The 25,693-nt window shown below is 53.8% G+C and carries 29 protein-coding genes; 1 reads left to right on the top strand and 28 read right to left on the bottom strand.

The window, feature by feature from the left end:
- Window positions 1-46: 46 nt before the first annotated feature.
- The 27 genes from ABID47_RS02620 to ABID47_RS02490 all read right to left on the bottom strand — a co-directional run bounded on the left by ABID47_RS02620 (window position 47) and on the right by ABID47_RS02490 (window position 23,027).
- Window positions 47-886 (bottom strand): stalk domain-containing protein, encoded by an 840-nt coding sequence (locus ABID47_RS02620; protein ID WP_354494833.1) that lies wholly within the window; start codon window positions 884-886, stop codon window positions 47-49.
- 284 nt (window positions 887-1,170) lie between these two features.
- Window positions 1,171-1,974, bottom strand: coding sequence for a sporulation transcription factor Spo0A (spo0A, locus tag ABID47_RS02615; protein ID WP_354494832.1), 804 nt, complete (start codon window positions 1,972-1,974; stop codon window positions 1,171-1,173).
- A 184-nt stretch (window positions 1,975-2,158) separates the two neighbouring features.
- Window positions 2,159-3,484, bottom strand: coding sequence for a SpoIVB peptidase (spoIVB, locus tag ABID47_RS02610; RefSeq protein WP_354494830.1), 1,326 nt, complete (start codon window positions 3,482-3,484; stop codon window positions 2,159-2,161).
- Between the two features lie 103 nt (window positions 3,485-3,587).
- On the bottom strand, window positions 3,588-5,324 hold the full coding sequence (recN, locus tag ABID47_RS02605) for a DNA repair protein RecN (RefSeq protein WP_354494829.1): 1,737 nt from the start codon (window positions 5,322-5,324) through the stop codon (window positions 3,588-3,590).
- A gap of 42 nt (window positions 5,325-5,366) precedes the next feature.
- A complete protein-coding gene (ahrC, locus tag ABID47_RS02600; protein ID WP_076170024.1) occupies window positions 5,367-5,816 on the bottom strand; it encodes a transcriptional regulator AhrC/ArgR in 450 nt (149 codons plus the stop codon).
- A 30-nt stretch (window positions 5,817-5,846) separates the two neighbouring features.
- The gene (locus tag ABID47_RS02595; protein ID WP_212984379.1) at window positions 5,847-6,329 is read right to left on the bottom strand and encodes a hypothetical protein; all 483 of its coding nucleotides are present in this window, start codon (window positions 6,327-6,329) and stop codon (window positions 5,847-5,849) included.
- Between the two features lie 187 nt (window positions 6,330-6,516).
- On the bottom strand, window positions 6,517-7,374 hold the full coding sequence (locus tag ABID47_RS02590; protein WP_354494828.1) for a TlyA family RNA methyltransferase: 858 nt from the start codon (window positions 7,372-7,374) through the stop codon (window positions 6,517-6,519).
- Between the two features lie 36 nt (window positions 7,375-7,410).
- Window positions 7,411-9,318, bottom strand: a complete 1,908-nt coding sequence (gene dxs, locus ABID47_RS02585; protein ID WP_076170175.1) for a 1-deoxy-D-xylulose-5-phosphate synthase — start codon at window positions 9,316-9,318, stop codon at window positions 7,411-7,413.
- A gap of 118 nt (window positions 9,319-9,436) precedes the next feature.
- Window positions 9,437-10,363 carry a polyprenyl synthetase family protein gene (locus ABID47_RS02580; protein WP_181153020.1) on the bottom strand — a complete coding sequence of 309 codons (927 nt, stop codon included), beginning with the start codon at window positions 10,361-10,363 and terminating at the stop codon, window positions 9,437-9,439.
- Complete coding sequence (gene xseB, locus ABID47_RS02575; RefSeq protein WP_076170021.1) at window positions 10,335-10,598, bottom strand: exodeoxyribonuclease VII small subunit; 264 nt, start codon at window positions 10,596-10,598, stop codon at window positions 10,335-10,337. Before xseB ends, ABID47_RS02580 begins: the two co-directional genes overlap by 29 nt.
- Window positions 10,588-11,952: an exodeoxyribonuclease VII large subunit gene (xseA, locus tag ABID47_RS02570; RefSeq protein ID WP_354494827.1), complete on the bottom strand. Its 1,365-nt coding sequence runs from the start codon at window positions 11,950-11,952 to the stop codon at window positions 10,588-10,590. Before xseA ends, xseB begins: the two co-directional genes overlap by 11 nt.
- A gap of 13 nt (window positions 11,953-11,965) precedes the next feature.
- Window positions 11,966-12,823, bottom strand: a complete 858-nt coding sequence (gene folD / locus ABID47_RS02565; RefSeq protein ID WP_354494825.1) for a bifunctional methylenetetrahydrofolate dehydrogenase/methenyltetrahydrofolate cyclohydrolase FolD — start codon at window positions 12,821-12,823, stop codon at window positions 11,966-11,968.
- Between the two features lie 63 nt (window positions 12,824-12,886).
- Entirely contained in the window at window positions 12,887-13,330 is a 444-nt protein-coding gene (gene nusB / locus ABID47_RS02560; protein ID WP_076170018.1) for a transcription antitermination factor NusB, read from the bottom strand.
- Window positions 13,331-13,495: 165 nt separating this feature from the next.
- A complete protein-coding gene (locus ABID47_RS02555; protein WP_076170017.1) occupies window positions 13,496-13,729 on the bottom strand; it encodes a DUF2273 domain-containing protein in 234 nt (77 codons plus the stop codon).
- Window positions 13,730-13,744: 15 nt separating this feature from the next.
- Window positions 13,745-14,284 (bottom strand): alkaline shock response membrane anchor protein AmaP, encoded by a 540-nt coding sequence (amaP, locus tag ABID47_RS02550; RefSeq protein WP_076170174.1) that lies wholly within the window; start codon window positions 14,282-14,284, stop codon window positions 13,745-13,747.
- Window positions 14,285-14,362: 78 nt separating this feature from the next.
- Complete coding sequence (locus ABID47_RS02545) at window positions 14,363-14,770, bottom strand: Asp23/Gls24 family envelope stress response protein (protein WP_076170016.1); 408 nt, start codon at window positions 14,768-14,770, stop codon at window positions 14,363-14,365.
- A gap of 121 nt (window positions 14,771-14,891) precedes the next feature.
- On the bottom strand, window positions 14,892-16,235 hold the full coding sequence (accC, locus tag ABID47_RS02540) for an acetyl-CoA carboxylase biotin carboxylase subunit (protein ID WP_354494824.1): 1,344 nt from the start codon (window positions 16,233-16,235) through the stop codon (window positions 14,892-14,894).
- Between the two features lie 28 nt (window positions 16,236-16,263).
- Window positions 16,264-16,764: an acetyl-CoA carboxylase biotin carboxyl carrier protein gene (gene accB / locus ABID47_RS02535; RefSeq protein WP_145023806.1), complete on the bottom strand. Its 501-nt coding sequence runs from the start codon at window positions 16,762-16,764 to the stop codon at window positions 16,264-16,266.
- Between the two features lie 148 nt (window positions 16,765-16,912).
- Window positions 16,913-17,812: a SpoIIIAH-like family protein gene (locus ABID47_RS02530; protein WP_354494822.1), complete on the bottom strand. Its 900-nt coding sequence runs from the start codon at window positions 17,810-17,812 to the stop codon at window positions 16,913-16,915.
- 49 nt (window positions 17,813-17,861) lie between these two features.
- Complete coding sequence (gene spoIIIAG / locus ABID47_RS02525) at window positions 17,862-18,500, bottom strand: stage III sporulation protein AG (protein WP_076170012.1); 639 nt, start codon at window positions 18,498-18,500, stop codon at window positions 17,862-17,864.
- Window positions 18,501-18,516: 16 nt separating this feature from the next.
- Entirely contained in the window at window positions 18,517-19,281 is a 765-nt protein-coding gene (gene spoIIIAF, locus ABID47_RS02520; protein WP_354494821.1) for a stage III sporulation protein AF, read from the bottom strand.
- A gap of 15 nt (window positions 19,282-19,296) precedes the next feature.
- Window positions 19,297-20,487 carry a stage III sporulation protein AE gene (gene spoIIIAE / locus ABID47_RS02515; protein WP_354494820.1) on the bottom strand — a complete coding sequence of 397 codons (1,191 nt, stop codon included), beginning with the start codon at window positions 20,485-20,487 and terminating at the stop codon, window positions 19,297-19,299.
- Window positions 20,488-20,504: 17 nt separating this feature from the next.
- Window positions 20,505-20,894, bottom strand: coding sequence for a stage III sporulation protein AD (spoIIIAD, locus tag ABID47_RS02510; RefSeq protein WP_076170009.1), 390 nt, complete (start codon window positions 20,892-20,894; stop codon window positions 20,505-20,507).
- A 12-nt stretch (window positions 20,895-20,906) separates the two neighbouring features.
- Window positions 20,907-21,110 carry a stage III sporulation protein AC gene (spoIIIAC, locus tag ABID47_RS02505; RefSeq protein WP_076170008.1) on the bottom strand — a complete coding sequence of 68 codons (204 nt, stop codon included), beginning with the start codon at window positions 21,108-21,110 and terminating at the stop codon, window positions 20,907-20,909.
- A 14-nt stretch (window positions 21,111-21,124) separates the two neighbouring features.
- Entirely contained in the window at window positions 21,125-21,643 is a 519-nt protein-coding gene (gene spoIIIAB / locus ABID47_RS02500) for a stage III sporulation protein SpoIIIAB (RefSeq protein WP_076170007.1), read from the bottom strand.
- Complete coding sequence (spoIIIAA, locus tag ABID47_RS02495) at window positions 21,636-22,679, bottom strand: stage III sporulation protein AA (protein WP_435530582.1); 1,044 nt, start codon at window positions 22,677-22,679, stop codon at window positions 21,636-21,638. Before spoIIIAA ends, spoIIIAB begins: the two co-directional genes overlap by 8 nt.
- Window positions 22,680-22,757: 78 nt before the next feature.
- Window positions 22,758-23,027 carry a YqhV family protein gene (locus ABID47_RS02490; RefSeq protein WP_373309594.1) on the bottom strand — a complete coding sequence of 90 codons (270 nt, stop codon included), beginning with the start codon at window positions 23,025-23,027 and terminating at the stop codon, window positions 22,758-22,760.
- A gap of 367 nt (window positions 23,028-23,394) precedes the next feature.
- Between ABID47_RS02490 and ABID47_RS02485 the strand changes: the two genes are divergently transcribed.
- On the top strand, window positions 23,395-24,132 hold the full coding sequence (locus ABID47_RS02485) for a 2-phosphosulfolactate phosphatase (RefSeq protein WP_076170006.1): 738 nt from the start codon (window positions 23,395-23,397) through the stop codon (window positions 24,130-24,132).
- 76 nt (window positions 24,133-24,208) lie between these two features.
- Here the strand turns inward: ABID47_RS02485 and ABID47_RS02480 are convergent, their stop codons facing one another.
- Window positions 24,209-25,462 carry an aspartate kinase gene (locus tag ABID47_RS02480; protein ID WP_116229638.1) on the bottom strand — a complete coding sequence of 418 codons (1,254 nt, stop codon included), beginning with the start codon at window positions 25,460-25,462 and terminating at the stop codon, window positions 24,209-24,211.
- Between the last annotated feature and the right edge of the window lie 231 nt (window positions 25,463-25,693).

Genomic DNA, 25,693 nt, shown 5'->3' with positions numbered 1-25,693 from the left:
GCTGTAGCCTTAACAAGTTAGTAATAACTGCCAGAACGTTATCTTATCACGAACCGTACTCGGGGTACAAGGCTAACTGAGCATCACCTGCTTGAAGAAGACCGTTTTTAAATGTGTAGCTTAAGGTTAAATCGCCGATAAATTCGGCGGGGGACACCTGCACGGCCGTAGTCGCTTTCAGGGTATTCCCCTCAAGGGTATACGTCATAACGCTTCCGATCCCCGGCGGGTACTTTACAGGGCCGGACTGCAGTTTGGATATAGGGATGACCGTCCGCTCGCCGCGAATATTCAGCTCGATTTGCTTGTCCGTCACTTTACTGTCGAACTGTTTTAAAAATGCCGTATATGCATCCTCTACAGGTATGGGTTCCGCTGTTTCGGCATACACGAGCGGATTGGATGTATAAACGCCGGTTCCATATCCTGTCGTTAAAATGATAACAATATCCTTCTTGCCGTCACCCGTCAAATCGGCCCTATCGATGATTGGAGCATAGCTTGGATTGTCCACATTGTACCCAGGGATGTGACGGCTGAAAGTCTGAGTCTTCAGCGTTAAGTGTTCATAGGTTCCCGATTCGCTGGCATCTCCGCTGATCTGTATCGTCTGGTCGTCGGATTGTGCGAAGGGGACCTGTTTCTTGTCATCAATACGAACCGTGTTGCTTTGGCTGTCATAGGTGACTTGTTTGCCAAAAAGCTTTCCGAAGGTTTGCAAAGGTATCATAATTTCATCATCTATGTGAACGGGTGCCGCTTCAGTCACCCACTCGGTTCCGTTGAGCATCACTTTGATGGGGTCCGGTTTCGCCATGACCATAATTGACGTTGCCGACAACACCATCGCAGCCGTGGTGGCAATGATCCATCCTTTTACTTTCAATGTTAAACTCCTTCCCGTATTCGCCCAACAAGGTTTCCAATTTTTGATAATAATATAAGTGTAAATTTAATCAGGCTTGATATCCAGATAAAACTTTGTAACTATATGGAATGAACGAAGAAACTGCATAGTTTTAGTTCAATCCATATATTATTACCCTTTTCACCATGAAAATAATGGATATCGGATTTTTCAGGAAAAGATGGATCTACATCAAATAAAAAAACGCCATACTATGATCATCGTCATAGTATGGCGTATTCTTTAGGGTCATGCTATTCCTTTCAAGACACCTTATGCTCAATGCGCAGCTTGTCGGCCACCATCGCGATAAACTCGCTGTTGGTCGGCTTCGATTTGCTGATGTTGATGGTGTAACCGAACAGATGGCTGATCGAATCGATGTTGCCGCGCGTCCAGGCCACTTCGATCGCATGACGGATCGCCCGCTCGACCCGGGATGGCGTCGTTTTGAATTTTTCGGCGATCGCCGGATACAGCGTTTTGGTAATGGCACCGAGGATTTCGATGTTGTTGTACACCATCGTGATCGCTTCGCGCAAATATTGGTAACCTTTGATATGGGCCGGAACGCCGATCTCATGAATGATGGACGTAATATTGGCGTCAAGGTTTTTCCCTTTCGCCATCGGAACCACATTGGACTTGGTCGTTGATACCGTCATATTGCCTGTCGTGATATGCTGCTGCCCCACGAGCTGACGAATACGGCTGGCTAGAACCTCCATGTCAAACGGCTTAAGAATGTAGTATGAAGCACCGAGTTGTACCGCTCTTTGGGTGATGTTCTCCTGGCCGAAAGCAGTCAGCATAATGATTTTAGGCTGCGAGGACAGATTCATCTCGCGTAGTCTTTCGAGAACGCCCAATCCGTCCAGGTGCGGCATAATAATGTCCAAAATCAGTACGTCCGGTATTTTTCTCGATTCACTGATCATATTTAGCACTTCCTCGCCATTATAGGCGATTCCCGTAACCATCATATCGTCTTGCTCGGTAATATATTCCGCAAGCAAATTCGTGAATTCCCGGTTGTCATCCGCCAACAATACCTCTATTTTTTGCACTGGCTGCTTCCTCCTTAGAATCGTTTTCCCTTATTTTTCTGCAGAGATAAGTTTTCGACACCCAACATTAAATTCCTTCTGTCGAAAATTATTTTTGTTTATTTTTTTACCTTGTTGAATTATAATTAATATTTTCATCCATTATTCTAACTATTTCGCGATGAAACGACAAAAAGTCTTAAGGCTACACGGCCTTAAGACTTTTTTGAGTACTTTTCGATTGAGGGAGAACTCCGGAATCCTGAAGCATCCACTCGATGAAGCAACCGTAACCTGACCGCGGATCGTTAACGAACACGTGGGTCACCGCTCCGACCAATTTGCCGTCCTGCACGATTGGGCTTCCACTCATCCCTTGGACGATGCCCCCGGTCTTCTCCAGCAGCCGCGGATCGGTAATTCGGATGACCAGCCCTTTGGTGGCCGGTGATTCCTGCTTCGCCACATGGACAATATTGACCTTGAACCGTTCGACCTGCTGCCCATCCACCACAGTCAAAATTTCGGCCGGGCCTTCTTTAACCTCCTGGGCGAATGCTACCGGGATGCCTTCTTTATACAAGCTGTGATCCGGATTCTGATTCATCTTGCCGAAGATTCCGAAATGCGTGTTGCGCTCAATATTACCGAGGATTTTACTTTCCTTGAGAAAATGCGCTCTCTTCTCGCCAGGTTCGCCATCTTGGCTCTTGGATATCGAGGTTACGCTGGACTGCAAAATTTCACCGCTGCCGACGGAAATCGGCGTTTGCGTGTTCATATCCGTAATAACATGGCCCAGTGCCCCATAAACGCCTTGATCGGGAGCATAGAAGGTTAACGTTCCGACGCCTGCGGCTGAGTCGCGAATATACAGTCCTAATCGCCACACCCTGTCTTCCAGGTCATAGGCGGGGGACAGCTTCGTGCTCATCTCTTTGTTTCCGCGTTTGAATTTGATTTCGACCGGTCGCTTGCTTTTGCCCGCCTCTTCGACTACTTTGGCAACTTTTGCGACATCGTCCATCGGAATCCCGTTCATGTGGGTCATTAAATCACCCAGCTGGATTCCGGCATTCTCACCAGGGGACACCTTTGTATCGGCATCTACGCTGACCAGGTGATGCCCAACGACCAAAATGCCCGCCGATTTCACCTTCACTCCAATGGTTTGTCCTCCCGGTATAACCTTGAGTCCGGGTACGACATGGATCTGAACGGTTTTAAAAGGGATGGTTCCGAATAATTTCAAGGTTACTTTCGCCATTCCGCTGTGCTGCGGCGTCAGCTGCAATGGACGTCCTGGAGTCACCTTGGCGGTGACGGCGGAACCGTTGAGATGCAGAACGCCCGGACGGTCGACGGTAGCTTGGGCCGTCACCGGCATGGAGAGCGCTTGTGCCGTTCCCGCAAACATCCTGATTTCATTCGGGATGGCGGCCAGGCTTTGTACCGGCTCTGTTGTTCCTAAAAAACAAAGAAAGAAGACAATGAAAAGACCGAGCATTTTATTCCTGAGGCTGGAGTTCAATGGCTGTCACGCTCCCTTTTGCTTCTTTCGCTTGACGAAAGGTGGTCGCCAATTGCGTACCTTTAAGATTACCCCGCCCCTAGGCTTTTATTACTGTCAATCATTACTCTGGTGCGGATTTGACGGCTTTCCGCTCGTCCGCCAGCTTCAGCATTTCTTGGGCATGATGGAGCGTTTTCTTCGTAATTTCCACCCCGCCGAGCATCCGGGCCAGTTCTTCAACCCGGCCCTTCGTCGAGAGCTCTTCCACACGCGTCATTGTACGTCCTTCATCCACATTCTTTTCGATTAAATACTGATGATCCGCCATGCAGGCCACTTGCGGAAGATGGGTAATCGAAAACACCTGGCAGGTCTCAGCCAGCTTGTTCAGCTTCTCGGCGATGGATTGTGCCGCTCTTCCGCTGACCCCCGTGTCCACTTCGTCAAAGATCAGGACCGGAATGCGGTCATGGCGGGCAAAGATGCTCTTCATCGCCAGCATCATCCGGGATAACTCACCGCCTGACGCGATCTTACTGAGCGGCCGCAGCGGCTCGCCCGGATTCGGGGATATCATAAACTCAGCGGTATCAAGCCCCTGTCTGGTGAGCCGGATTTTCCGGCCGTCGACCTCGATCCCCCGCGGATCATCAAGCCGCTCCAGACGGACTTCCAGCGACGTTCGTTCCATGTGAAGGTCCTTGAGCTCGGCCTCGACCTGTCGGGCGAGATCTGCAGCACACTGCTGCCTTGCTTCGCTTAGCTCCAGCGCGGATTCAACCAGTCCGTTCAGCAGTCCTTCCCTTTGGGATTTCAGCTGCTCCAGACGCTCATCCTTGTTCTCCAGCAGGCTCGTTTCCTGCAGGATCGACTCGTAATAGGCCAGAATCTGCTCCACGCTGTCCCCGTATTTACGGCGGAGTGTGGAGATGAGATCCAAACGCTGCTCCACCTCTTCGAGCCGCTCAGGGTTAAACTCCACCTGATCCCGGTAATCCCGGAGCTGAAAGGCAGCGTCCTCCAGCTGATAAAAGGCGGACTGCAGCTGCTCGATGACCGGCCTCAGACCCTTCTCATCATACTTCATAACGTCTTCCAGACGGGAAATAGCCGTGCTGATCACACTGATTCCCTGATGCCCGTTCAGCAGCTCATAGGATCCCGATACCGCATCCATCATTTTCTCGCTATGGGATAGCTTGACCCTTTCTTCGCCCAGCCATTCATCTTCTCCGGATTTTAATGAAGCGGCTGAGATTTCTTCCAGCTGGAAACGATAGAGATCGAGCATCTGATACGCTTTCTGGCTGGACTCCATCAGCTCCCGGAGCTCCTTCTCCACTTTGGAGAACGCCGTATACCGTTCCTGATATTCCCGTTTGATCGGTCCGATTAGCGTATCCCCGTAAGTATCCAGCAAGTTGAGATGCCTGTCTGCGCGCAACAGGTTCTGATGCTCATGCTGGCCATGTATGTTGACCAGCTGCTCGCCGACTTCCCGCAGCATCGTCAAATTAACGAGCTGCCCGTTGATTCTTGACGTGCTCTTGCCCTGGGACGTCAGCTCCCTGCGGATGATTAAATGCTCTTCATGACTTCCTCCGACACCGATCTTGGCCAAGGCTTCCCACACGGGATGGCCTTCCTGCAGCTCGAACATCGCTTCAATCTCCGCCTTGTCGCAGCCGTAGCGGATCAAGTCCGCCGAGCCTCTTCCTCCGGCAATCAGCCCCAAAGCATCGATAATGATGGATTTCCCGGCACCAGTCTCCCCGGTCAGCACGTGAAAGCCGGGATGAAAATGGACGTCGACGGATTCGACGACCGCCAAGTTTCGGATACTCAATGTTAAAAGCATGATAAAAAGCGCACCTCCGCTAAGGCAAATCTATAATTTATACTATGAAATAAAGCTGTTGATCATCTGGACCAGCCGCTCGCTGTCCTCATTCGTCCGGCAAATGATCAGCGCCGTGTCATCGCCGCAGATCGTTCCCATGATTTCGTTCCATTCCATGTTATCCAGTAAGACGGCAACGGCATTGGCCGTTCCCGGCAGGCACTTCATGACGACCAGGTTGTTCGTGTAATCGATGTGCACGAAATTGTCCACCAGCGCGCGCTTAAGCTTCTGAACCGGATTGTAGCGCTGATCCGTCGGCAGTGAATATTTATACCTGCCGTCATCCATCGGCACCTTGATCAGCAGCAGTTCTTTGATGTCCCTGGACACGGTTGCCTGTGTCACCTGAAAACCCGCTTCACGCAGAGCCTCCACCAGCTCGTCCTGTGTCTCGATCTCCTGCTGGGTGATAATCTCGCGTATTTTGATATGGCGTTGTCCTTTCATAGTGGCCTCCCAAATGTTAGTTGCTCATATTTAATCATCATAACCATTCCAGTCCTCTTCATCCCAATCAAAATGAATACGCCGGATTTCCCCTTCGTCGGCATCGACGAAGAGCACGCCGCCTGAGCCCGGATACAGCAAAAAATAGGGCAGCAGACGGTCGCGCAGACCGGATCCGGTCCATTCCAGGGGCAGACGCCTTCTGGCGACTTTTACAAGGTACAATACCTCGTCATCGTCCTTCACGACATAATCGATAAACAGGCGGCTGTGATATTCCTCCCCGTCCGCCTCAAACAGCAGCGGGATCTTGATTTTGCCGCCGATCACTTCATAGCCTGCCTCCTCCAGCAGATCTACCGCGGGATGGTCATGTATCTGTTCGTTAATCGGCATTTCCGGTACGCGGGCAGGCAGAGGGTTAAACAGCCATGATCTCAGACCGTACGCGATCCAAATGATCAAGAGCACGCCGATCAGCACCATGACCAGCAAGTCTGCACGTCCCTCCATCCTCATCACCTCGCCTTGGTATTCGCGGAAATGCGGAAGAATCCCTTTTTTAAATGTATAAAAATCCGTTTTTCGAATGTATAAACGCATATAAACAAGCTCATTATAACCCAAACAAACGTTCTCATCAATCGTTATTCCAAAGTTTTTGTTTCAGCAGAATGATGACCGTCCCTACAAAAAGAACTCATCCCTTGGATGAGTTCCCTGTAAACGTATGGCGTGCCTGCGCAACTACATCAGAAACCAAAGCCTGCAGTTCTTCTTCGGCTACAGGTTGTCCCGCTGTATCCGATGGGCTCGCGGGCACATGCCAATGAGCGAGAAATTCGATATTTCCTTCACCGCCGGTGATCGGCGAAAACGTTAGTCCTTTTAGAATGAAGCCTAACTCCGCGGCAAAAGACAGCACGTTCATCAGCACCTCGCGGTGAACTTCAGGTTCCCGGACGACGCCGGACTTCCCGACCTTCTCCCTGCCGGCTTCAAACTGCGGCTTAATCAGCGCAGCCACGTCGGCCGGTTTGTTCAGGAGCGCCATCAGCGGGGGCAGGATGATGCGCAGCGAAATGAAGGATACATCGATGCTGGCAAAATCCGGGGAAGGGCCTTTCAGATCCTCGGGCGTCATGTAACGGAAGTTGGTCCGTTCCATCACGCACACCCGCTCGTCGTTTCGCAGCGACCAATCCAGCTGATTGTACCCGACATCAATGGCGTACACATAGCCGGCTCCGTTCTGAAGCGCGCAATCGGTAAAGCCGCCGGTCGAAGACCCGATATCCAGCATCGTTCTGCCGGTCAGATCGATCCCGAAGGTGCGGAGCGCCTTCTCCAGCTTCAAACCGCCGCGGCTGACATACGGATGCACCGCTCCCTTGACCCTAAGCGGCGTATCGCGCGGAATTTTCGTCCCCGCCTTTTCGACCGGTTCGTCTGCAGCTAAGACCAGCCCGGCCATAATCGCCGCCTTGGCTTTTTCCCGGCTCTCGTAAAAGCCCTGCTCAACGAGCAGGACATCGATTCGTTCTTTAGGCAAATTCATCGTTATCTCCTGACTGCACGGCGATTTCGGCGTCCATTAGGAAGGAAACTGGGTTTTGCCGATCTCGTAAGGATGCAGGGACATCAGCTTCTTGATCTCGCCGACTACTCCTGCTGCCGTAAGACCGGTCTCCTCCCGCTGCTCCTTCACGCTGCCATGCTCGATAAAGCGGTCGGGTACACCCATCAAGGACACTTTCGTGTCAAATATATGCTTCGAAGCATAAAACTCCAGTACGGCGCTGCCCAAGCTGCCCGCTTCGCTGGCTTCCTCGAGCACCACCATATTCGTGCCATTCTCGGCAAGCTCCAGCAGCATTTCTTCATCCAGCGGCTTCATGAACCGGGCGTTGACCACCTGCAGGTGAATGCCTTCCCGTTTCAGCTGGTCTGCTGCCTCAAGCGCAACCTGAACCATCGGGCCGCAGGCCAACACGGCGTATCCTTCGCCTTCACGGACGGTTTCCCATTTGCCGATCGGAATCGGCACAAGCTCCTCGTCCAGATGAACCCCCAGGCCGTTGATCCGCGGGTAGCGGTAAGCAATCGGTCCGTCGTTATACTCCAGGGCGGTTTTCATCATATGTCTCAGCTCGTTTTCATCCTTCGGCATCATCATGACCATGTTCGGAATGTGGCGCATAAACGCGATGTCAAACACACCCTGATGCGTCTCGCCGTCGGCTCCAACGAAACCTGCCCGGTCGATGGCGAACATGACGTTGGCGTTGTGGCGGCAAATATCGTGAACGATCTGGTCATACGCACGCTGCATGAACGTGGAATAGACGGCGAACACCGGCTTCATGCCCTCCATCGCCAACGCGGCGCACATCGTCGCCGCGTGCTGCTCCGCAATGCCGACGTCGATCATGCGGTCCGGAAACCGTTCGCTGAACGGAATGAGACCGGAACCGCTTGGCATTGCAGGAGTTACCGCAATCAGACGCGGATCCTGCTCGCCAAGCTCGATCAGCGTCTTGCCGAATACGTCGGTGTACATCGGATTTCCTACCGATTTAAGCACCTGGCCCGTTTCGATTTTGTATGGAGATGCCCCATGCCATTTATATGAATCCGCTTCTGCGGGTTTATATCCTTTGCCTTTGGTGGTAAGCACATGCACGAATACCGGTCCGCGCACGTTGTCGGCCTGCTTGAACGTTTCGATCAGCTTGTGGATATCATGGCCGTCCACCGGTCCGAGATAAGTTAAGCCCAGCTCTTCGAACAGCACGCCGGGTACCATCATATATTTGAGGCTTTCCTTCAGCCTGGATCCGGTCTTGGCCAGCATGCCCCCGATCGCAGGAATCTTCTTCAGCATCATCTCAAGCTCGTCTTTTGCACGCAAATAATGGCGGTCCGAGCGGATTTTGCTCAAATAGTTATGCATGGCGCCGACGTTCGGCGCAATCGACATTTCGTTGTCGTTCAGAATGACCATCAGGTCCTTCTGTTCATGTCCGATATGGTTCAAAGCTTCGAAAGCCATGCCGCCGGTAAGCGCACCGTCCCCGATCATGGCGATCACTTTGTTGTTTTCCCCTTTTAAGTCCCGGGCAACGGCCATGCCGATCGCCGCGGACAATGAGGTGCTGCTGTGCCCGGCTTCCCAGACGTCATGCTCGCTTTCGCTGCGTTTGACAAAGCCGCACATCCCCTTGTATTTCCGCAGTGTGTCGAACTGATCCATACGGCCCGTCAGCATCTTGTGAACGTAGGCCTGATGTCCTACATCAAAAATAAATTTATCGCGCGGGCTGTTGTAGCAATAGTGCAGGGCCAGCGTGAGTTCCACCACTCCCAGATTTGATGCGAGATGCCCCCCGGTGACCGACAGCTTCTCAATCAGAAATTGACGGATTTCGGCCGCCAGAGAAGTGAGCTCGTCAACCGATAGTGATTTCAATTGTCCTGGCTCGTTAATTTGTGGAAGCAGCACGGCAATCTCCCCGCTTTCCTTCGTAATTAGTGATATGTTTATCCATGACATTCTTCCATGATTAGATTCTTTTCGCCATTATATCATAAAATGCCCATCATACATAAAGCATCATGCTCTAATGGTCTCTGTGCATTAAATAATCGGCAATCTCCAGCAGGCGCTCCGGATCCTGAAAACCGGCGTTCAAGACAGCCGCTTTGGCTTCACGGGTCAAGGACTCGACCTGCTGCTGCGAAGCTTCCAGACCGATAAAATAAGGATATGTCACCTTCTCCTGCTTGATGTCGCTCTGTGTCTTCTTACCCAGTTTTGCCTCGTCTCCAACCAGGTCCAGGATATCGTCCTGAATTTGAAAGGCGAGCCCCAGGCGGCTGCCAAACGTACGCAGCGCTTCCAGCTCGCGCTCTGAGCCTCCGGCAATCCGTCCGCCGGCAAGGAGGGAAAAAATAATCAGATCGCCCGTCTTGTGCTGGTGGATATACTGAAGATGCTCCAGATCCGTGACTCCCTGCTCCCCTTCCATATCGGCCGCCTGTCCGCCAACCATGCCTCTTGGACCGGCCATCTCCGCAAGGTCCTGCACAATGGCCAGAATCGGGGCCGCATCAATGCCATGCTTCGCCGAGATTCGGGCGATCGTATAAAAGGCATGCGTCAGCAGGGCGTCTCCGGCCAGAATGGCGGTAGCTTCGCCATATACTTTATGATTGGTCAGTTTGCCCCGGCGGTAGTCATCATTATCCATAGCCGGCAAATCATCATGAATGAGCGAGTAGGTATGCACCATTTCAACGGCGCATGCCGCATCAAGGGCCGCCTCCCCATTGCCTCCGAGCGCTTCGCAGGCCGCAATCACCAGCAGCGGACGGAGCCGCTTTCCTCCGGCCATCAAGGAATACGTCATGGATTCCTTTAATGAAGAAGGAACCTGCCAATGATGAGGCAGGCTGTCCTCCAACGAGGCGGTTACTTTCTCGGAAATCTGCTGCATGTATTCCTGGAACGAAACCCGGTCACTCAAAAACTTCACCGCCGCTCTGATCGAGCTGTCCGCCGCCGAACGGCTTCTTGCGAAGCTCCCCATCCTCTTCAACGATCATCTCGATTTTCCGTTCCACCTGTTCGAGCTTCTGCCCGCACAGCTGGGAGAGCTTCATTCCCTGCTGGAACAGCTCGATCGCCTTTTCGAGCGGAACGTCGCCGTGCTCCAGTTCTCCGACGATATCCTCAAGCTGAATCATTGCGTCCTCAAAGCTGAGCTCTTTTTCATTCCCCATGTTCCTGTGCATCCTCCTTCAGTTCCCATACCTGGCAGGATAACTGGCCGTCGTTCACTTTGATCTGGACCACGTCGCCAGGCTGTACCTCATGAATCGATTTAATTAAACGCTTTTCCTGCTCGTCATAAACGAGGCTGTAGCCGCGGGCCATAACCTTCAGCGGACTGAGGGCGTCCAGATGGCGCACGCCGGAAGTAAGCTGGGATTTCTTGTCTTTCAGTATGTTCTGCATCGACTGAAGCAGCTGCCGGCGCGCCGCATCGTTGCGGCTCCGGGCCCCTGTCAGCTGCTCCTGCGGATTGTACCGCATCAGCGCATGGTACATGCGGCTTCTCTTTTCCCGGTTCAGCTGAACCCGGGAACGCAGGTTGCCGCTCAGCCGCTGGCGCAGCATGTCCAGGCGCTCCGCATGCTGCAGCATGTAGCGCCGCGGATGCAGCAGCACGGGCGAGCGCTGCAGGGACGCCAGCTGCTGGCGGCTGCGCTTCACCCGCTGCTGAAGCAGCTGGAGCAGCAGCCGTTCCCGCTGCTGCAGCCGCGCCTTCAGCTCGCCTGCATGCGGCACGGCCAGTTCCGCGGCCGCGGTCGGAGTCGCCGCTCTCAGGTCTGCGGCGAAGTCTGCGATCGTAAAGTCGGTTTCATGCCCGACGGCCGAAATGACCGGAATATGCGAGGCGCGGATCGCCCGCGCGACCATTTCTTCGTTAAAGGCCCACAGCTCCTCCAGTGAGCCGCCGCCGCGGCCGACGATCAGCACGTCCGCTTCATCCAGCTCGTTCATCGTGCGAATGGCCTTCACGATCGAGGGAGCGGCCCCTTTTCCCTGGACCAGGACAGGGGCGAGAATGATCCGCGCCCGCGGGTAACGCCGCTCAAGCGTCGTCATAATATCGCGTACGGCCGCACCGGTCGGCGACGTGATGACGCCGATCGTCTCCGGAAACTCCGGAATCGGCCGCTTGCGGTCTGCAGCAAACAGCCCTTCGTTCTCCAGCTTTTCCTTAAGCTGCTCGTAAGCCAAATACAGGCTGCCGATCCCGTCGGGCTGCATTTGGGTGGCATAAAATTGGTACTGCCCATCCCGCTCGTATACCGTAACATTCCCTCTAGCGATGACCCTTGAGCCTTCCTTAGGTCGAAACGGCAGCCGCTGGTTGTGGGAGGCAAACATAATCGCTTTGATGCGGCTCCCTTCATCCTTGAGCGTGAAATACATATGCCCGCTGGAATGGTGGGTAAAATTCGATATTTCACCCCGGATCCAGACGTCGGACAGCAGGCTGTCCGAGTCCATCTTCATCCGGATATAACGGTTCAAGTCCTTGATTGAAAAAATACGCTGCGGCTCCATGGCATCCGCTCCGTTATGCCAATCCGTGGTGGCGTTTGGCCGCGATCAGGGTGTTCTGCATCAGCATCGTAATCGTCATCGGTCCTACGCCGCCAGGCACTGGCGTGATCGGGCCCGATACTTCCTTAACGCTTTCGAAATCCACGTCGCCGGCCAGCTTGCCGTTCTCCAGCCGGTTCATGCCCACGTCGATGACGACCGCACCCGGTTTGACGAAGCTCGCATCGATGAAATTGGCCCGACCGATCGCAACGACCAGGATGTCGGCCTGACGCGCAATGTCCGCCATGCCGATCGTCCGGGAGTGGCACATCGTCACGGTCGCGTTCTCGCGCTGAAGCAGCAGCGAAACCGGCTTGCCTACGATATTGCTGCGGCCGATGACGACGGCATGCTTACCGGCCAGCTCTACACCCGCACGCTTGATCAGCGCGATGACGCCTGCCGGCGTGCATGGAAGAAGGCTGTCATCTCCGATGACCAGGTTGCCGACGTTTACCGGATGGAATCCGTCAACGTCCTTGTCTACCGCGATTGCGTTAATGACCGCCTTCTCGTCAATATGTCCGGGAAGCGGCAGCTGGACGAGGATGCCGTCAATGGTGTCCTGCTTGTTCAGCTTGTCCACCAATGCAAGCAAATCTTCCTGAGTCGTCGAGGCCGGAAGCCGATGAACCTCCGAATAGTATCCAAGGTCGTGGCACGCTTTTTCCTTGTTTCGCACATAAACCTGGGAAGCCGGGTCTTCTCCTACCAGCACGACGGCAAGCCCTGGAGTGACGCCTTTGGCGGCCAGCTCCTTGACTTCGTCGGCAATTCCGGTCCGGATATCCTCAGAAACCTGTTTTCCATTGATAATAGATGCTGTCATGTCGCTCTCTCTCCCCTATGTTTTAGATTGGCAAAGCGGACGGCGAAGCGTCCTTATGCAAGACTATGACTTCAATTGATCCAGCTCGCGGATCATGTTCCCCAGAACTCCGTTGACAAACTTGCCCGAATCCTCGGTTCCGAAATGCTTGGCCAGCTCGATCGCCTCATTGACGGCAACCTTGGCCGGCACATCGTCGCGATACAGCATTTCATAGGCGGCGAGGCGGAGGATTTGGCGGTCCACCTTGGAGAGGCGGCTCATTTGCCAGCCCTTCAAATAATTTTCCAGCAGGTCGTCCACCGCTTTTTTGCTGCCCCAAATGCCGTTTACGAGCCCCAGCACAAATTCCTTCAATTCCGCTTCATCGGTGATGGTCCGCTCGGTATCATTTTCCTCGGCGGCATCCTCCAGCAGCATTTCCAGCGCTTCTTCGCTTGTTGCTTCGTTCATTTCCATCTGATACAGGCACTGAACGACCAGCTCCCTGGCTACACGTCTTTTCATCATGTTCCTCCTAGAACCTTGAAATTTCCTCTTGTCCTTATTATGGGTCACCGCGGGAATAAAAACATCGTAATTTACACAAAAAAAACCGTGAGCATGTCAATCTCCAGAATATGGGCTTCAAGAAGCTGCAGCTCTTTTTCCGGAGAAAGGCATATCACGGGTTCATTTGAACGGGCGCCAGCGCTCGGAGAGCCACTGACCCATTTCCCGCCAGCGGAAAAAGGAATCCATCCGAAGATCCTTCCTTTTGCCGGCAGAATATCCTATGAACACTACCAATGCAAAGAACAACATATCCCAAAAACCCGCAAACAAATAAATAAAACCGAAAAAAATACCGCCGGCAATACCGGTAATCCGTCCTTTGTGACTCTCCCAAATTTCTTTCCAGATCACTCGGAGAATTCACCTCTATTCCACTCTACTCTTGATCACTGGTGCATGGGCCACATTCGCTATATATACCGCCACGTTAGAGACCGGAATGCCTGTCGTTTCCTGAAGGTGATCATGAACCTGCTTCTGCACGTCGGTGGTCATGGCCGGGATGGACACATCGCCGTCAACGACGGCGCGAATCATGATTTCAAGGCCCGCTTCCGTCACATGGATCCTGGCCTTCAGGTCCTTGACGCCCCGCACCCGCGAAGCCGCCTTGAGGCACAGGTTCTCGATCGTCTCCACCGAGATCTGAATGTCGCCGAATTCGGTCCTCTGATCAATGGAGTGGACATGCGTTCTGTCCGGGCGAATCGAGATATAGAAGAAGCGGATACTGAGTAAAAAGAGGATCACCGCCGCCACGATGACCGTCAGCTGAAGCTCGGCTGTGTTCAGCAGTTCATCCGGAGACGGAACCAAATCACTCATGAGGAGGATGGCAAATACACATATTACTCCGATACTCAAGCTGTAAATAAACAGCAGAAGTCTGTCCAGTATCTTAGCCACGAACAGCACAGCCTCCTTAAATTAGAGTAAACCCTCGACATTTCGGTTGTCGGGGGTTATGGTGACCAATTGAATCCTTTATTTTACGCGCTGACTGTAATCAACGTCTTCGGCTCTTTCCGCGTTTTTGAAGTAAACATCATGGATATGCACATTGACTTCAATGACCGTAAGGCCTGTCATCATTTCGATGGAGCGTTTGACATTGCGCTGGATTTCCGTCGCCACTTCCGGCAGGCGGTTTCCGTACTCGATAATAACCGAGACGTCCACAGCCGCTTCGCGCTGGCCGACTTCCACCTTCACGCCTTTGGACAAATTTTTGCGGCCAAGCAGCTCGGCGATGCCTCCGGCAAATCCGCCGCTCATGCCGGCGACGCCCTTCACTTCCACCGTAGCCAGACCCGCGATCACTTCAATCACTTCAGGTGCTATTTGAATTTCACCGATGTCCGTACGTTCAAATTCACTCGGTAATGTGCTCATCCCTGAATCAACACACCTTTCAGATAATATATAAAACCGCTTCAGACGAAAGCAGGATTGCCCCTAATCATTCATACTATACCATTTGGGGAACTTTATGACAAACAATCCGAAGCAGGCGTCAGATTTCGTTTTCCTCCAAAAACTTGATGTCAAAATCACCGCGGTTGAACACCGGATGCTCCATCAGCTTCTGATGGAACGGAATGGTGGTGTGCACGCCCTCGATGACGAATTCGGACAGTGCCCGCTTCATCTTGGCAATCGCCTCCTGACGCGTCGGCGCCCATACGATCAGCTTCGCGATCATGGAATCGTAGAACGGAGGAATGCTGTAGCCCGGATAGGCCGCGCTGTCCACCCGTACACCAGGACCGCCCGGTGGCAGGTAAAATTGGATTTTGCCCGGAGCCGGCATAAAGTTGCGGTCCGGATCTTCCGCGTTGACGCGGCATTCGATCGACCAGCCGTTAATTTGAACGTCTTTCTGCGTAAACGACAATGGGTGACCTTCCGCGACCGAAATCATTTCTTTGATCAAATCCACATTGGTGACCATTTCCGTAACCGGATGCTCCACCTGAATGCGGGTATTCATTTCCATGAAGTAGAACTGGCCGTCGTTGCCGAGCAGAAACTCGAGCGTACCCGCACCCGAGTAGTTAACGGCAAGGGCGGCGCGGACTGCGGCTTCACCCATCCGCTGACGAATGTCGGGGGACAGCACCGGACAAGGCGCTTCTTCGATCAGTTTCTGGCGGCGGCGCTGCACGGAGCAGTCGCGTTCGCCCAGGTGAACGACGTTGCCGTGGTTGTCGGCAATCACTTGAATCTCAACGTGCTTCATGCCGGTCAAAAATTTCTCCAGATAAACGCCGGCATTGCCAAACGCCTTTTGGGCTTCCTGCTGTGCCGCCGTGATTTGCTTAATCAGCGCCTGCTCGTCCTCAGCGATACGGATTCCTTTTCCGCCGCCGCCGGCCGTCGCTTTGATGATCAATGGGTAGCCGATGTCCCGGCCGATCATTACCGCCTCATCCAGATCCTCAACCAGGCCGTCAGAACCCGGAATGACCGGTACGCCGGCGCTCTTCATCGTCTGCTTCGCAACCGCTTTGTCGCCCATCTTGTTGATGGCGTCGGCCGAAGGTCCGATAAAGGTAATGTTGCAGGACTCGCAGATTTCCGCGAAATCGGCATTCTCGGCGAGAAATCCGTATCCCGGATGAACGGCGTCGCATTCCGTCAACGTGGCGACGCTCATAATGTTGGTGAAATTCAGGTAACTGTCTTTCGAAAGCGTAGGGCCGATACAGTATGCCTCGTCCGCCAAACGGACGTGCAGCGCCTCCTTGTCGGCCTCCGAATAAACCGCAACGGTGGAAATGCCGAGCTCGCGGCAGGCCCGGATAATCCGGACTGCGATTTCACCGCGGTTGGCAATCAGAATTTTTTGAAATTTCATGCAAGTAACCTCCTCCATTGTGCGGTGCCTATTCCGACTTCACCAGAAACAGAGGCTGCCCGAATTCCACCAGTTGTCCGTTCTCCGCAAGAATCTCGACGATGGTGCCTTTTACTTCTGCTTCGAGCTCATTCATCAGCTTCATCGCTTCAATAATGCAAACCGTCGTTTTCTCGTCAACGCGGTCACCGACGCTGACAAACGGCGCGGCGTCCGGAGAAGAGGCTTTGTAGAACGTTCCTACCATCGGGGAGACGATTTTATGTAGTGAGGAAGAAGCCGCATCCGGTGCTGCTGCCTGTCCTGCTGCAGGGGCCTGCGCATTGTCGGCGGGTGCCTGTACGTATTGCGGAGCCTGCTGTGCGGCAGGGGCCTGTACAAATTGAGGCGCAGCCTGAACGCTAACCACTTCGGTTTTGCCCGGCTTGCGGATGGAAAGGCGTGCTCCTTCTGATTCAAGTTCAAGTTCATGTACGGAGGTCTCATCGACCAGCTTAATCAATTCTTTTATCTCGTTCAATTTAAACATTCGCAATTCACTCCTTCAGCTGCATGGAAGCCGTGGCTTCGGACAATTCATACACATAACGATAAGTATTATAACATAATCGGAAGAAATGGAAAGAGTCCTGGGTTGTCCCGGACTCTTTCGACGATATTTCTGTTTTTCCGCCATTTTACTCGGAGACGACTTTCACGCTGACTTTGTCCTGGGTCACTTTCAGCTCTTTCATCACCAGCTGAACGATGCCCGCTGCCTGCTTGGCATCCATTTTGTCGCTCAGGACGAGCACTTGGTACTTGTCGTCATTTTCCTTCACGAATGCGTTAGCAAAGGAGAATTTTTGCTCCAGCTCTTCCTCGATGCTTTCGATGATCGTCTCTTTGTTTTCGAGTGCCTGCAGTTCCTGGCTCGCCTTGGCCGAAGCTTCGCTGTCCTTGCTCATGTCATTGATCGCCGCCATCAGGTCGTTTGTTTTTTGAGCATTCGTCTGCGACCGCTGCCATTGAAGAGATTCGAGCATGCTGCTGCCTGTCGAAGCCTGGGAAGCCACTTCCTTCAGGATCTCATCGTCCGTTTTTTCCGTGCTTGCGGTTGTCTTGCCGGCGTCCGTTTTACTTGTGGATGCCGTTTTATCGTCCGCGGCTTTGTCGGTTGTTGCTGCGTTCTTTTGTCCGGCGTCAGCCGTATCCTTGGCTGTGTCTTTGGCTGCGGCGTCCTTATCGGCCGTGCTGCCAGCAGCTGCGGTATCCTTCGTCGCATCCTTAGCCGCGTCTTCCTTCGACGTATCCTGGGCTGTATCCTTAGTGGCGGAACCGTCGGCCTTACCCGCATCCGCGGTCTTGTCACCCGATTGGCCCGATGTCACGACTTCGTCTACGACAACCCCGTTGTCTTTGCTGCCGGCCGAGGCCGTCGTCTTGGCGTCTTTGTCGGTTTTGCTGTCCACCTGCTGGCTGTCGGCGACCGGCGTCTTCGACGTCCCGGAGTCCTCGGTAAACAGATAATAAGCAGACAGGACTACCATCAAACTGAGCATCGACACCAACCAAATCGTTTGTCTTTTACTGTTCATTCGTTAAATCCTCCTCATAAGTCAACTGGATTATATCGGGGAAATCGGCTTACCCCTGCTTGCGCGGAACGACGGAGATCCGGTAATCCGGTACGTTCAGGCCTTTTTCCACCGCGTCCACAATCAAGTTGCGAACCACTTCGTTCTCTGCACCTTTGGCTACGATCAGCACCCCGCGAATTTGCGGCTTTACCTTTTTCGTAATGATCGGCGTCTGCGTTCCCGACTGCTCGTAGGTGACGATCTCGCCATCCCGGGTATACTGGGTCGTATGGCGCTGACCGCCGTTCGCGTCGTTTTCTTCCGACTGCTGCTGGGAGTCTTTCACATTCCGTTGATAGACGATTTCCTCCGTGGAATCCACCGTGACCATGACGTCCACCGTGCCTACGCCAACGATTTTCTCCAAAATGTCTTTCATCCTGCCTTCGGCCGTTTCCTCAATCGCTGCAAAGTCCGAAGTCTGACCTGCCGAGCTCTGGAACGTTTCCTGGGACTCGGCCCCAGCCGGAGGCTCCCTCCCTATGTTTTCGTTATCGAGTTTCTTCACATTGACAAAGGAGTTGAACAGCACGATTGCCACCCCGATCAAGCCGACGATGATCAGCCACCTGAACGTATGTACCCGCTTCGTCCCTCCCTGTCCGCCCCCCAGCCATTGCTCAAGCTTCTTCAGCCACTTCCCCATCGTTTCACCTCCGCCTTCATAACCGGGACTCCTGCCCGGATCCGCTTCGTACCGTGATCACTTCCGGATCGATATTCCATTCGCTTGCCAGCAGCTTGCGGACTTCGCCGGCGCTTTTGTCATCCACAGCGCCTGCGGCCTCCTGCGCTTGATCCTCATCCGGATCAGAATTCATTTGATCTGTTCCAGCCTGCTTCTCATCCGGCTCGATCGTGACCTGCACGTGAACCGGCTTCACCGGCTCGATCTGGATGCCGTTCTCCCCCTGGGTGCCGCCCGAACTGCCCGAATCGCCTTGCGAATTCCTCATTGTAACGGTGACTGCGCTAATGTACGGCTGTGACTGGCCGGCTCCGGCATTCGGATCGTCATTAGACTTCGGCAGTCCGAGAACAACCTGCACGTTCGCGGGTTCCTCGCCGGTTTGCTGCTTGATCTGTTCCTTCATGGTGGAAGCGACCTGCTCCCCCGCCCACTGGAGTGTTTGTTTCTGCTGCCGATGCTTGATCTGTTCGGCTTCGTCCATAATCTGCTCGAGGCTGGTTTTGGAGCCGCTACCTCCCGGCTGCCGGTCCATCCGGCCGATCGCTGCGCTCAGCTTGTCAAGCGGGTCGTCGGTCACGATCCGGATCAGGGGATTCAGCAGGGTGACCAGCACGAGCAGGCTCAGGACCAGCTTGACGTAGCGTTCCATGGATCTGCTTGGCAGCAGCATATCAACGAAGGTGGCGAGCAGCACAACCATGATGACTTCTTTCAGCCAGTTTCCAAGCCATTCCACGGGCTTCCCCTCCCTTCACCGCATCATGACGGTCACGTTGCCAGCCGTCAGCATGATGGTGATCGCCAGGAAAAACATCAGTCCGACCGCCGCCAGGGCGGCAAAGACGTATATCATGCTTTTGCCGATCGTGTCCAGGCAGGCGGTGATCGGGGAATCCCCGAGCGGCTGCATGATGGCTGCCGATACTTTGTAGATCAGCGCAAGCGTCAGGATTTTGATGGCCGGAAAGGCGCAAAGGAACAGGATGATGATGACGCCTGCCAGACCGATAGAGTTTTTCACCAGCAGCGATGCCGAGATCACCGTGTCCGTCGCATCCGCAAACATTTTGCCGACGACCGGAATGAAGCTTCCGGAGACGTATTTGGCGGCCCGGATCGTCACCCCGTCGGTAATGGATCCCGTGATGCCCTGCACGGAGATAACGCCGAGAAAAATCGTCAGCAGCACCCCGAGCAGCCCCACGCTGATGTTGCGCAGCAAGTTCGCCATCTGCGTCAGCTTGTACTTATCCGACAGCGAGCTGACCAGATGAAGCACGGCTGAGAAGAAGAGCAGCGGAAACACCATGACGTGGATCAGCGTTCCGATCGTATTGATCATGAAGATGATCAGCGGATGCGTAACGGACACGGTGACGATGTTGCCCATCGAAGCCAGCAACGCGAACAGCAGCGGTACCATCGCCATCATGAAGTCGATCATCCGGTCGATCGCCTCTTTGGCATAACCGATCGCGACGTTGAAGCTGTTGATGGCCAGCACGATGATGACCATATAGCATAGGGCGTATGCGACTTTGCTCACCGTTTTCCTCTCAAAAGCCGCCTGAAGCGTCTCCAGAATCATGCTCATGATGCTCAGGATGACGATCGTGACGAGCAGCTTGCCGTTGTACAGCACCTCATGCCACATAAAGGTCCCTGCCGCGGTCAGCACCGATTTGAGGCTGAAGCCGCTGCCGCCGGGAAGGAGCATATCCATGAAGGATGGTGTTTTCTGGTCCGGGAAAAATCCCCCGTATTCCTTCATCAAGGTGTCCCAGTACTTCTCCACCTGATCCTTCGGCAAATTCTCCGCCTGGCTCTGGATCAGCTGATCCGTGGGTGAAGCCGCAAAGACCCGGGTAATCCCTGCCACCATGAACACGACAAACAAAATAACGATGTGCATCTTGTCCGGCAGCCTCTGCAGTTCCGGCATGTCTTCACCCCTCTTCTTCAGGCTGGCAGCAGCTTAAGCACCGTTTCGATGATAATGCCGATAATGGGGATGGCAAGCACCATGATCAGCACCTTGCCCGCGAGTTCGATTTTGGAAGCGATGCTTTCCTGCCCGGCGTCTCTGACGAGCTGCGCCCCAAACTCGGCGATATAAGCGATCCCTATAATTTTCAGTATCGTTTTCAGGTAGATCATCTGGACTCCCGACGCCTCGGCAAGCCGCTGGAGCTCCTGGATCACCATACCGATTTTGCCGATCAGGAACATGAAGATCAGCACGCCGGTCGCGGCGGCCAGGACGAAAGCGAACATCGGCTTGTGCTCCTTGATGACGAGGATCAGAATCGTGGACAGAAGCCCAAGGCCTACCACTTGAATAATTTCCATGGTTAGCAACCCCTACTGGAACAAAAAGATGGTTTTGATCTCCTGCAGCAGGTTATCGAGCAGCCGGACGACCATGAACAGCACCACGACAAAACCAATGACCGTCACCCAATGAGCCATATCCTCTTTTCCCATTTGCTTCAGCACTGTGTGAATCATGGCAATGATGATGCCGATTCCCGCAATCTGGAAAATTGCGTTCACTTCAAAGTTCATTCCTAGGCACCTCGCTAAAAGATCAAAATAACGATCAATGCTCCGATGAGCAGCCCGAGACTTTTACTGATCTTCTCGTATTTGGCCTGGTCGTCCCTGGCTGTTGCTTCTTCATGCTTCAACTGCTCGACGGCCAGCTGGATGTGCTTGATTTGATCCTGCCGGTCGCTTGTCCCGAGCGTGAAGCTGAGCTGATGCAGCACCTCGCGTTCAGGTGCCTTCATGGAGGTCCGCTTCCAGTTCTCATGGAGAGAACGCTGGAGGCTCTCCTGGGCGGTTAATCCTGTGGCCGGCCCCATCTCACGTGCTGCATTCAGAAAAAAGGTATGGAGAGGCTCCCGCATTTGATCCGCTATTTTGCGAAGTGCTTCCGGAAGTGGGGTAAATCCATAGGTGATTTCGGTCGACAGCCGCTGCAGGGCCAGGATCAGTTCCCGGATCTGCTTCGGCCGGCTGGCAAACTGCCTGGCCTGATGGAATCCGGCCAGTGTGCCGGACAGCAGAATCAGCACGGCGCCAAAAAGCTTAAGCAAGGAAGTTCACCCCTCTCTGGCTGCCCGTCTGAAGCTGCAGCGGCCGGTGCTGCTGGTCGAGGATCCGGCAGCTTAACCCTTGTGTCTTCCTTTTTAAAAGAACGTACCTCTCAAACATTCCGGTTTCCATGAGCCCGGCCAGGGCGGGCCGATGCTTCAGCTCTTCGATGCCGCCGGCATGCGCCGTGGCGACGACCGTAATGCCCGCATGCAGCGCCTCCGTCACCGATTCGGCGTCTTCTCCCCGTCCGATCTCATCCACCATGAGAACGTCCGGCGACATGGACCGGATCATCATCATCATGCCTTCCGCTTTCGGACAGGCATCCATCACGTCGGTGCGGGGTCCGACGTCAAAGCTCGGCACGCCTTTGAGGCAGCCGGCGATCTCGGAACGCTCGTCGACGATGCCCACCTTCATCCCCGGTAGGCTGGATTTGCCCTGCCCGGGGAGCCCGCTGCTGATCTGTCTCGCCAAATCCCGCAGAAGGGTCGTCTTGCCCTGCTGCGGTGCCGAGAGCAGAAGCGTATGCCGAATCCTGTTTCCTTCCCTATCGATCAGAAAGGGGAGGATGCCGTCAGCGGCACCCTTCACTTCCCGGGCAATCCGCACATTGAATCCGCTGATATCGCGGATATGCTCGACATGCCCGGCGTGAAGCACCGTTCTTCCTGCCAAGCCGATGCGGTGTCCGCCGGGAATGGTGATAAAGCCTTTGCGAAGCTCTTCCTCCATCGTGTACAGCGAATGGTTGCTGATCAGATCGAGCAGCCTTCGGCTGTCCTCCCGCTGCGGCTTGTACGCCTTGTCCGCATCCAGCGTCAGCGTGCTTTGTCCCGTAACATAGTGGTGTGAGCCTGCGCCGTTGATCTCCAGCGGCCTGCCTTCACGGATGCGTACCTCCTCCACGATACTCAGAATATGGTGAGGGAGCTGGTGAAGGATCGATTTGACCGGCTCCGGAAATAACTCCAGCCAGTTTGGATTTGTAATAGGACCACCCCCGTGCTGCCTTTCTCCTGTAAGCTTGTTCAACTTCAGATGGATAAACTACTAGATGTGTTCTTACTTATGTCTATGCTTGGCCCCTAAATTTATGACCACTGTAATCTATCATTTTTTGAGAATGCCGATTAAGAGACAGGACACTCCGAAAAAGATCCACGCCATCTTTCCCCAGGAGAGCTTATCGGCCACGCCGATGAGCCCGATGGAAGTCGTCAGGATGAGCACCGTCGGCCCGACGAATGCCAGCAGGGAATTGACCGCCAGCGCCTTATCTACCTGAGCGAGCTTTAGCATCAGCAGCGCGGCGGCGATTTCCAGACTTCCGGAGATAAAACGCAGCGTAGCCATGCTGAGCACGAACTTGTCCACTAAAATGACCCCCTTTTGCGAGATTGTACTTCTAACCTCATAGATATGCGGGACTCTCTCTTTTTAGTTGTCTTTTACAAGAAAGATACGGAAAATAACTTGGCAAAATGGAGCTGCCTCACTGATTCTCAAAAGAGTCATGACAAAGCCTCTATTTAATAACTCCTATATTCGGAACAAAATGCTCCGGGCTTGCATATATTGTTTGGTGAAATACCTATCCGCTTGTCAGTTGCCTGGGTTGGATCCGTCTGCAGACAAACTGCCTGTATCCGGCCAACCAAGAGAGGACCGTTCAACCATCGGCATCTTCAGGGCTAAGCAGCTGAAAGAGGTGTCGTATTATTTACAGATGCATAAGGAGGATTTATCCATGCGGGTGGATGTCATTGCCAATGTGGACGAAGTAAGATCGGAGGAGTTTGTGCACAAGAGCGCCGTTGTGATTGACGTGCTGCGGGCAACCAGTACGATGATCACGGCTCTGGCCCAAGGCGCTACCGGGCTGATGCCCGTGGAGACGGTTCCTCAAGCCCAGCAGATGCGGGGAGACCAAACGTTTGTCGGTGGAGAACGGTATTATAAAAAAATCCCCGGGTTTCAGGCCGGGAATTCGCCGCATGATTATATGACCCCTGAGGTTGCCGGAAAGCTGGTGGTGCTGACCACATCGAACGGGACCCGAGGGCTGCTCAAATCCCATAAAGCCGCCAGAATATTTGCCGCTTCATTTATGAATGGGACGGCCTGTGCGTCAGCTCTGTTATCGTTCGGGAAAGATGCCATCCTGCTGTGCTCGGGATGCCGCAACGATTTTTCGCTGGAGGATGGCCTGTGCGCGGGAATGATCATCGATGCGATGGAGTCCATTTCGGAAGCGCCGCTTCAGCTGAATGATCTGGGCCTGGCGATGAAGCATGCGTACCGGCAGTGCAAGGGATCCCTGTTTGAAACCGTAATGGAAGGATGCGCAGCGAAGCAGCTGGTCAAGCTGGGATTTACGCATGACGTCGAATACTGCACAGGGATCGACACGGTCCCTGTCGTGCCGTATGCGAAGTCGGAAATGATCCTGACGCCATTGTTCGCAATTGCTGCGAACCGCGGATAATCCGAGCCGCGCTGAAATAAACAAAGCCGCCCCCTGTTGTGGGGACGGCTTTTTGTATGAGTATTTGCATCCTGACCTAGCGGCGGTCCTGTGGGCCTCCCACAAACACCTGCGCATCGGTATCGAGGTTGTAGGCGGTATGAAGCGCTCTGACGACCTGCTCCAGGTTGCCGCCTTCGATGACGCAAGACGTTTTAATCTCGGACGTGCTGACCATTTTAATGCTGACGCCCTGCTTGGAAATGACATCGAACATTTCGGCGGCAACGCCGGGATGGCTGATCATGCCCGCACCTACGATCGATACTTTGACCAGATTGTCTTCCGAGGTGACTTCACGGTACGGAAGGGTGGATCTCAAATCCTTGATAACTTGAAGTGCCTGGCCGCTCTCCGACAGAGAGGTGGTAAAGGAAAAGTCCGCCTTGCCGTCCTGAACGCCGCTCTGCACGATGATGTCCACGTTGATACCAGCGCCGGCGAGCGCTCCGAACACCGTGGCAAGAACGCCGGGAACGTCTTCCACTCCCAAAATACTGATTCTGGCCACATTTTTATCATAAGCGATGCCGCTTACCACTACTCCCTGCTCCATGCTGGTCTCCTCCTTCACAACCGTGCCTTCATTATAGTTAAAACTGGATCTGACGACGAGCTTCACCTGGTGATGCTTTGCGTACTCCACCGCGCGCGGATGAAGAACGGCCGCCCCCAGGTTGGCCAGCTCCAGCATTTCGTCATACGAAATTTCCTCAAGCTTGCGGGCGCATTTCACGATTCGCGGATCGGTCGAATAAATGCCGTCCACGTCAGTATAAATCTCGCACACATCGGCGCTAATCGCCGCAGCCAGCGCAACGGCTGTCGTATCGGATCCCCCGCGGCCGAGCGTCGTGATTTCCCCTTCTTCGGTCATGCCCTGGAATCCGGCCACGATCACGATGTTTCCTTCCTGCAGGGCTCCAATCACCCGGTCCGGAACGATATCCATGATTCTCGCTTTGCCGTGCACCGGCTCTGTCCGGAATCCCGCCTGCCAGCCTGTCAGCGAAACGGCGCTGCGGCCGAGCTGATGAATGGCCATCGACAGAAGCGACATGGAAATCTGCTCCCCGGTGGTCATCAGCATATCCATCTCGCGTGCAGGCGGATTTGGATTGAGCAGCATCGCCTGATCGATCAAATCATCCGTCGTATCCCCCATCGCGGAAACGACTACTACACACTGGTGTCCTTCGTCCTGTTTCTCGACGATACGCCGGGCCACGCGCTGCATGCGCTCAATATCTCCGACGGAACTGCCTCCGAATTTCATGACGTACAGTGACAACTTCGATTCACTCCCCACTCATTGTACAACTGGGCATTATGCAATCATTTCCCACGCCGGTAAAACCGCCCGATCCTATTTCTATATGCGATCAGCACCCTTTTCGCCAATAGACTGGCCATGGTGAAAAAAGCAGGATCTCATGTTGCAAAATGCTGACAACTGTCTAATTTTACGCTTTAAACTAGTATAATACGAAAGTACGCCCGATTGTTAATGTTTTTTCATGGG

Origin of the sequence: Paenibacillus favisporus, assembly GCF_040545415.1 — a bacterium.
GTDB lineage: Bacteria > Bacillota > Bacilli > Paenibacillales > Paenibacillaceae > Paenibacillus_AQ > Paenibacillus_AQ favisporus.
This window is presented reverse-complemented; position numbering and strand designations above follow the sequence as displayed.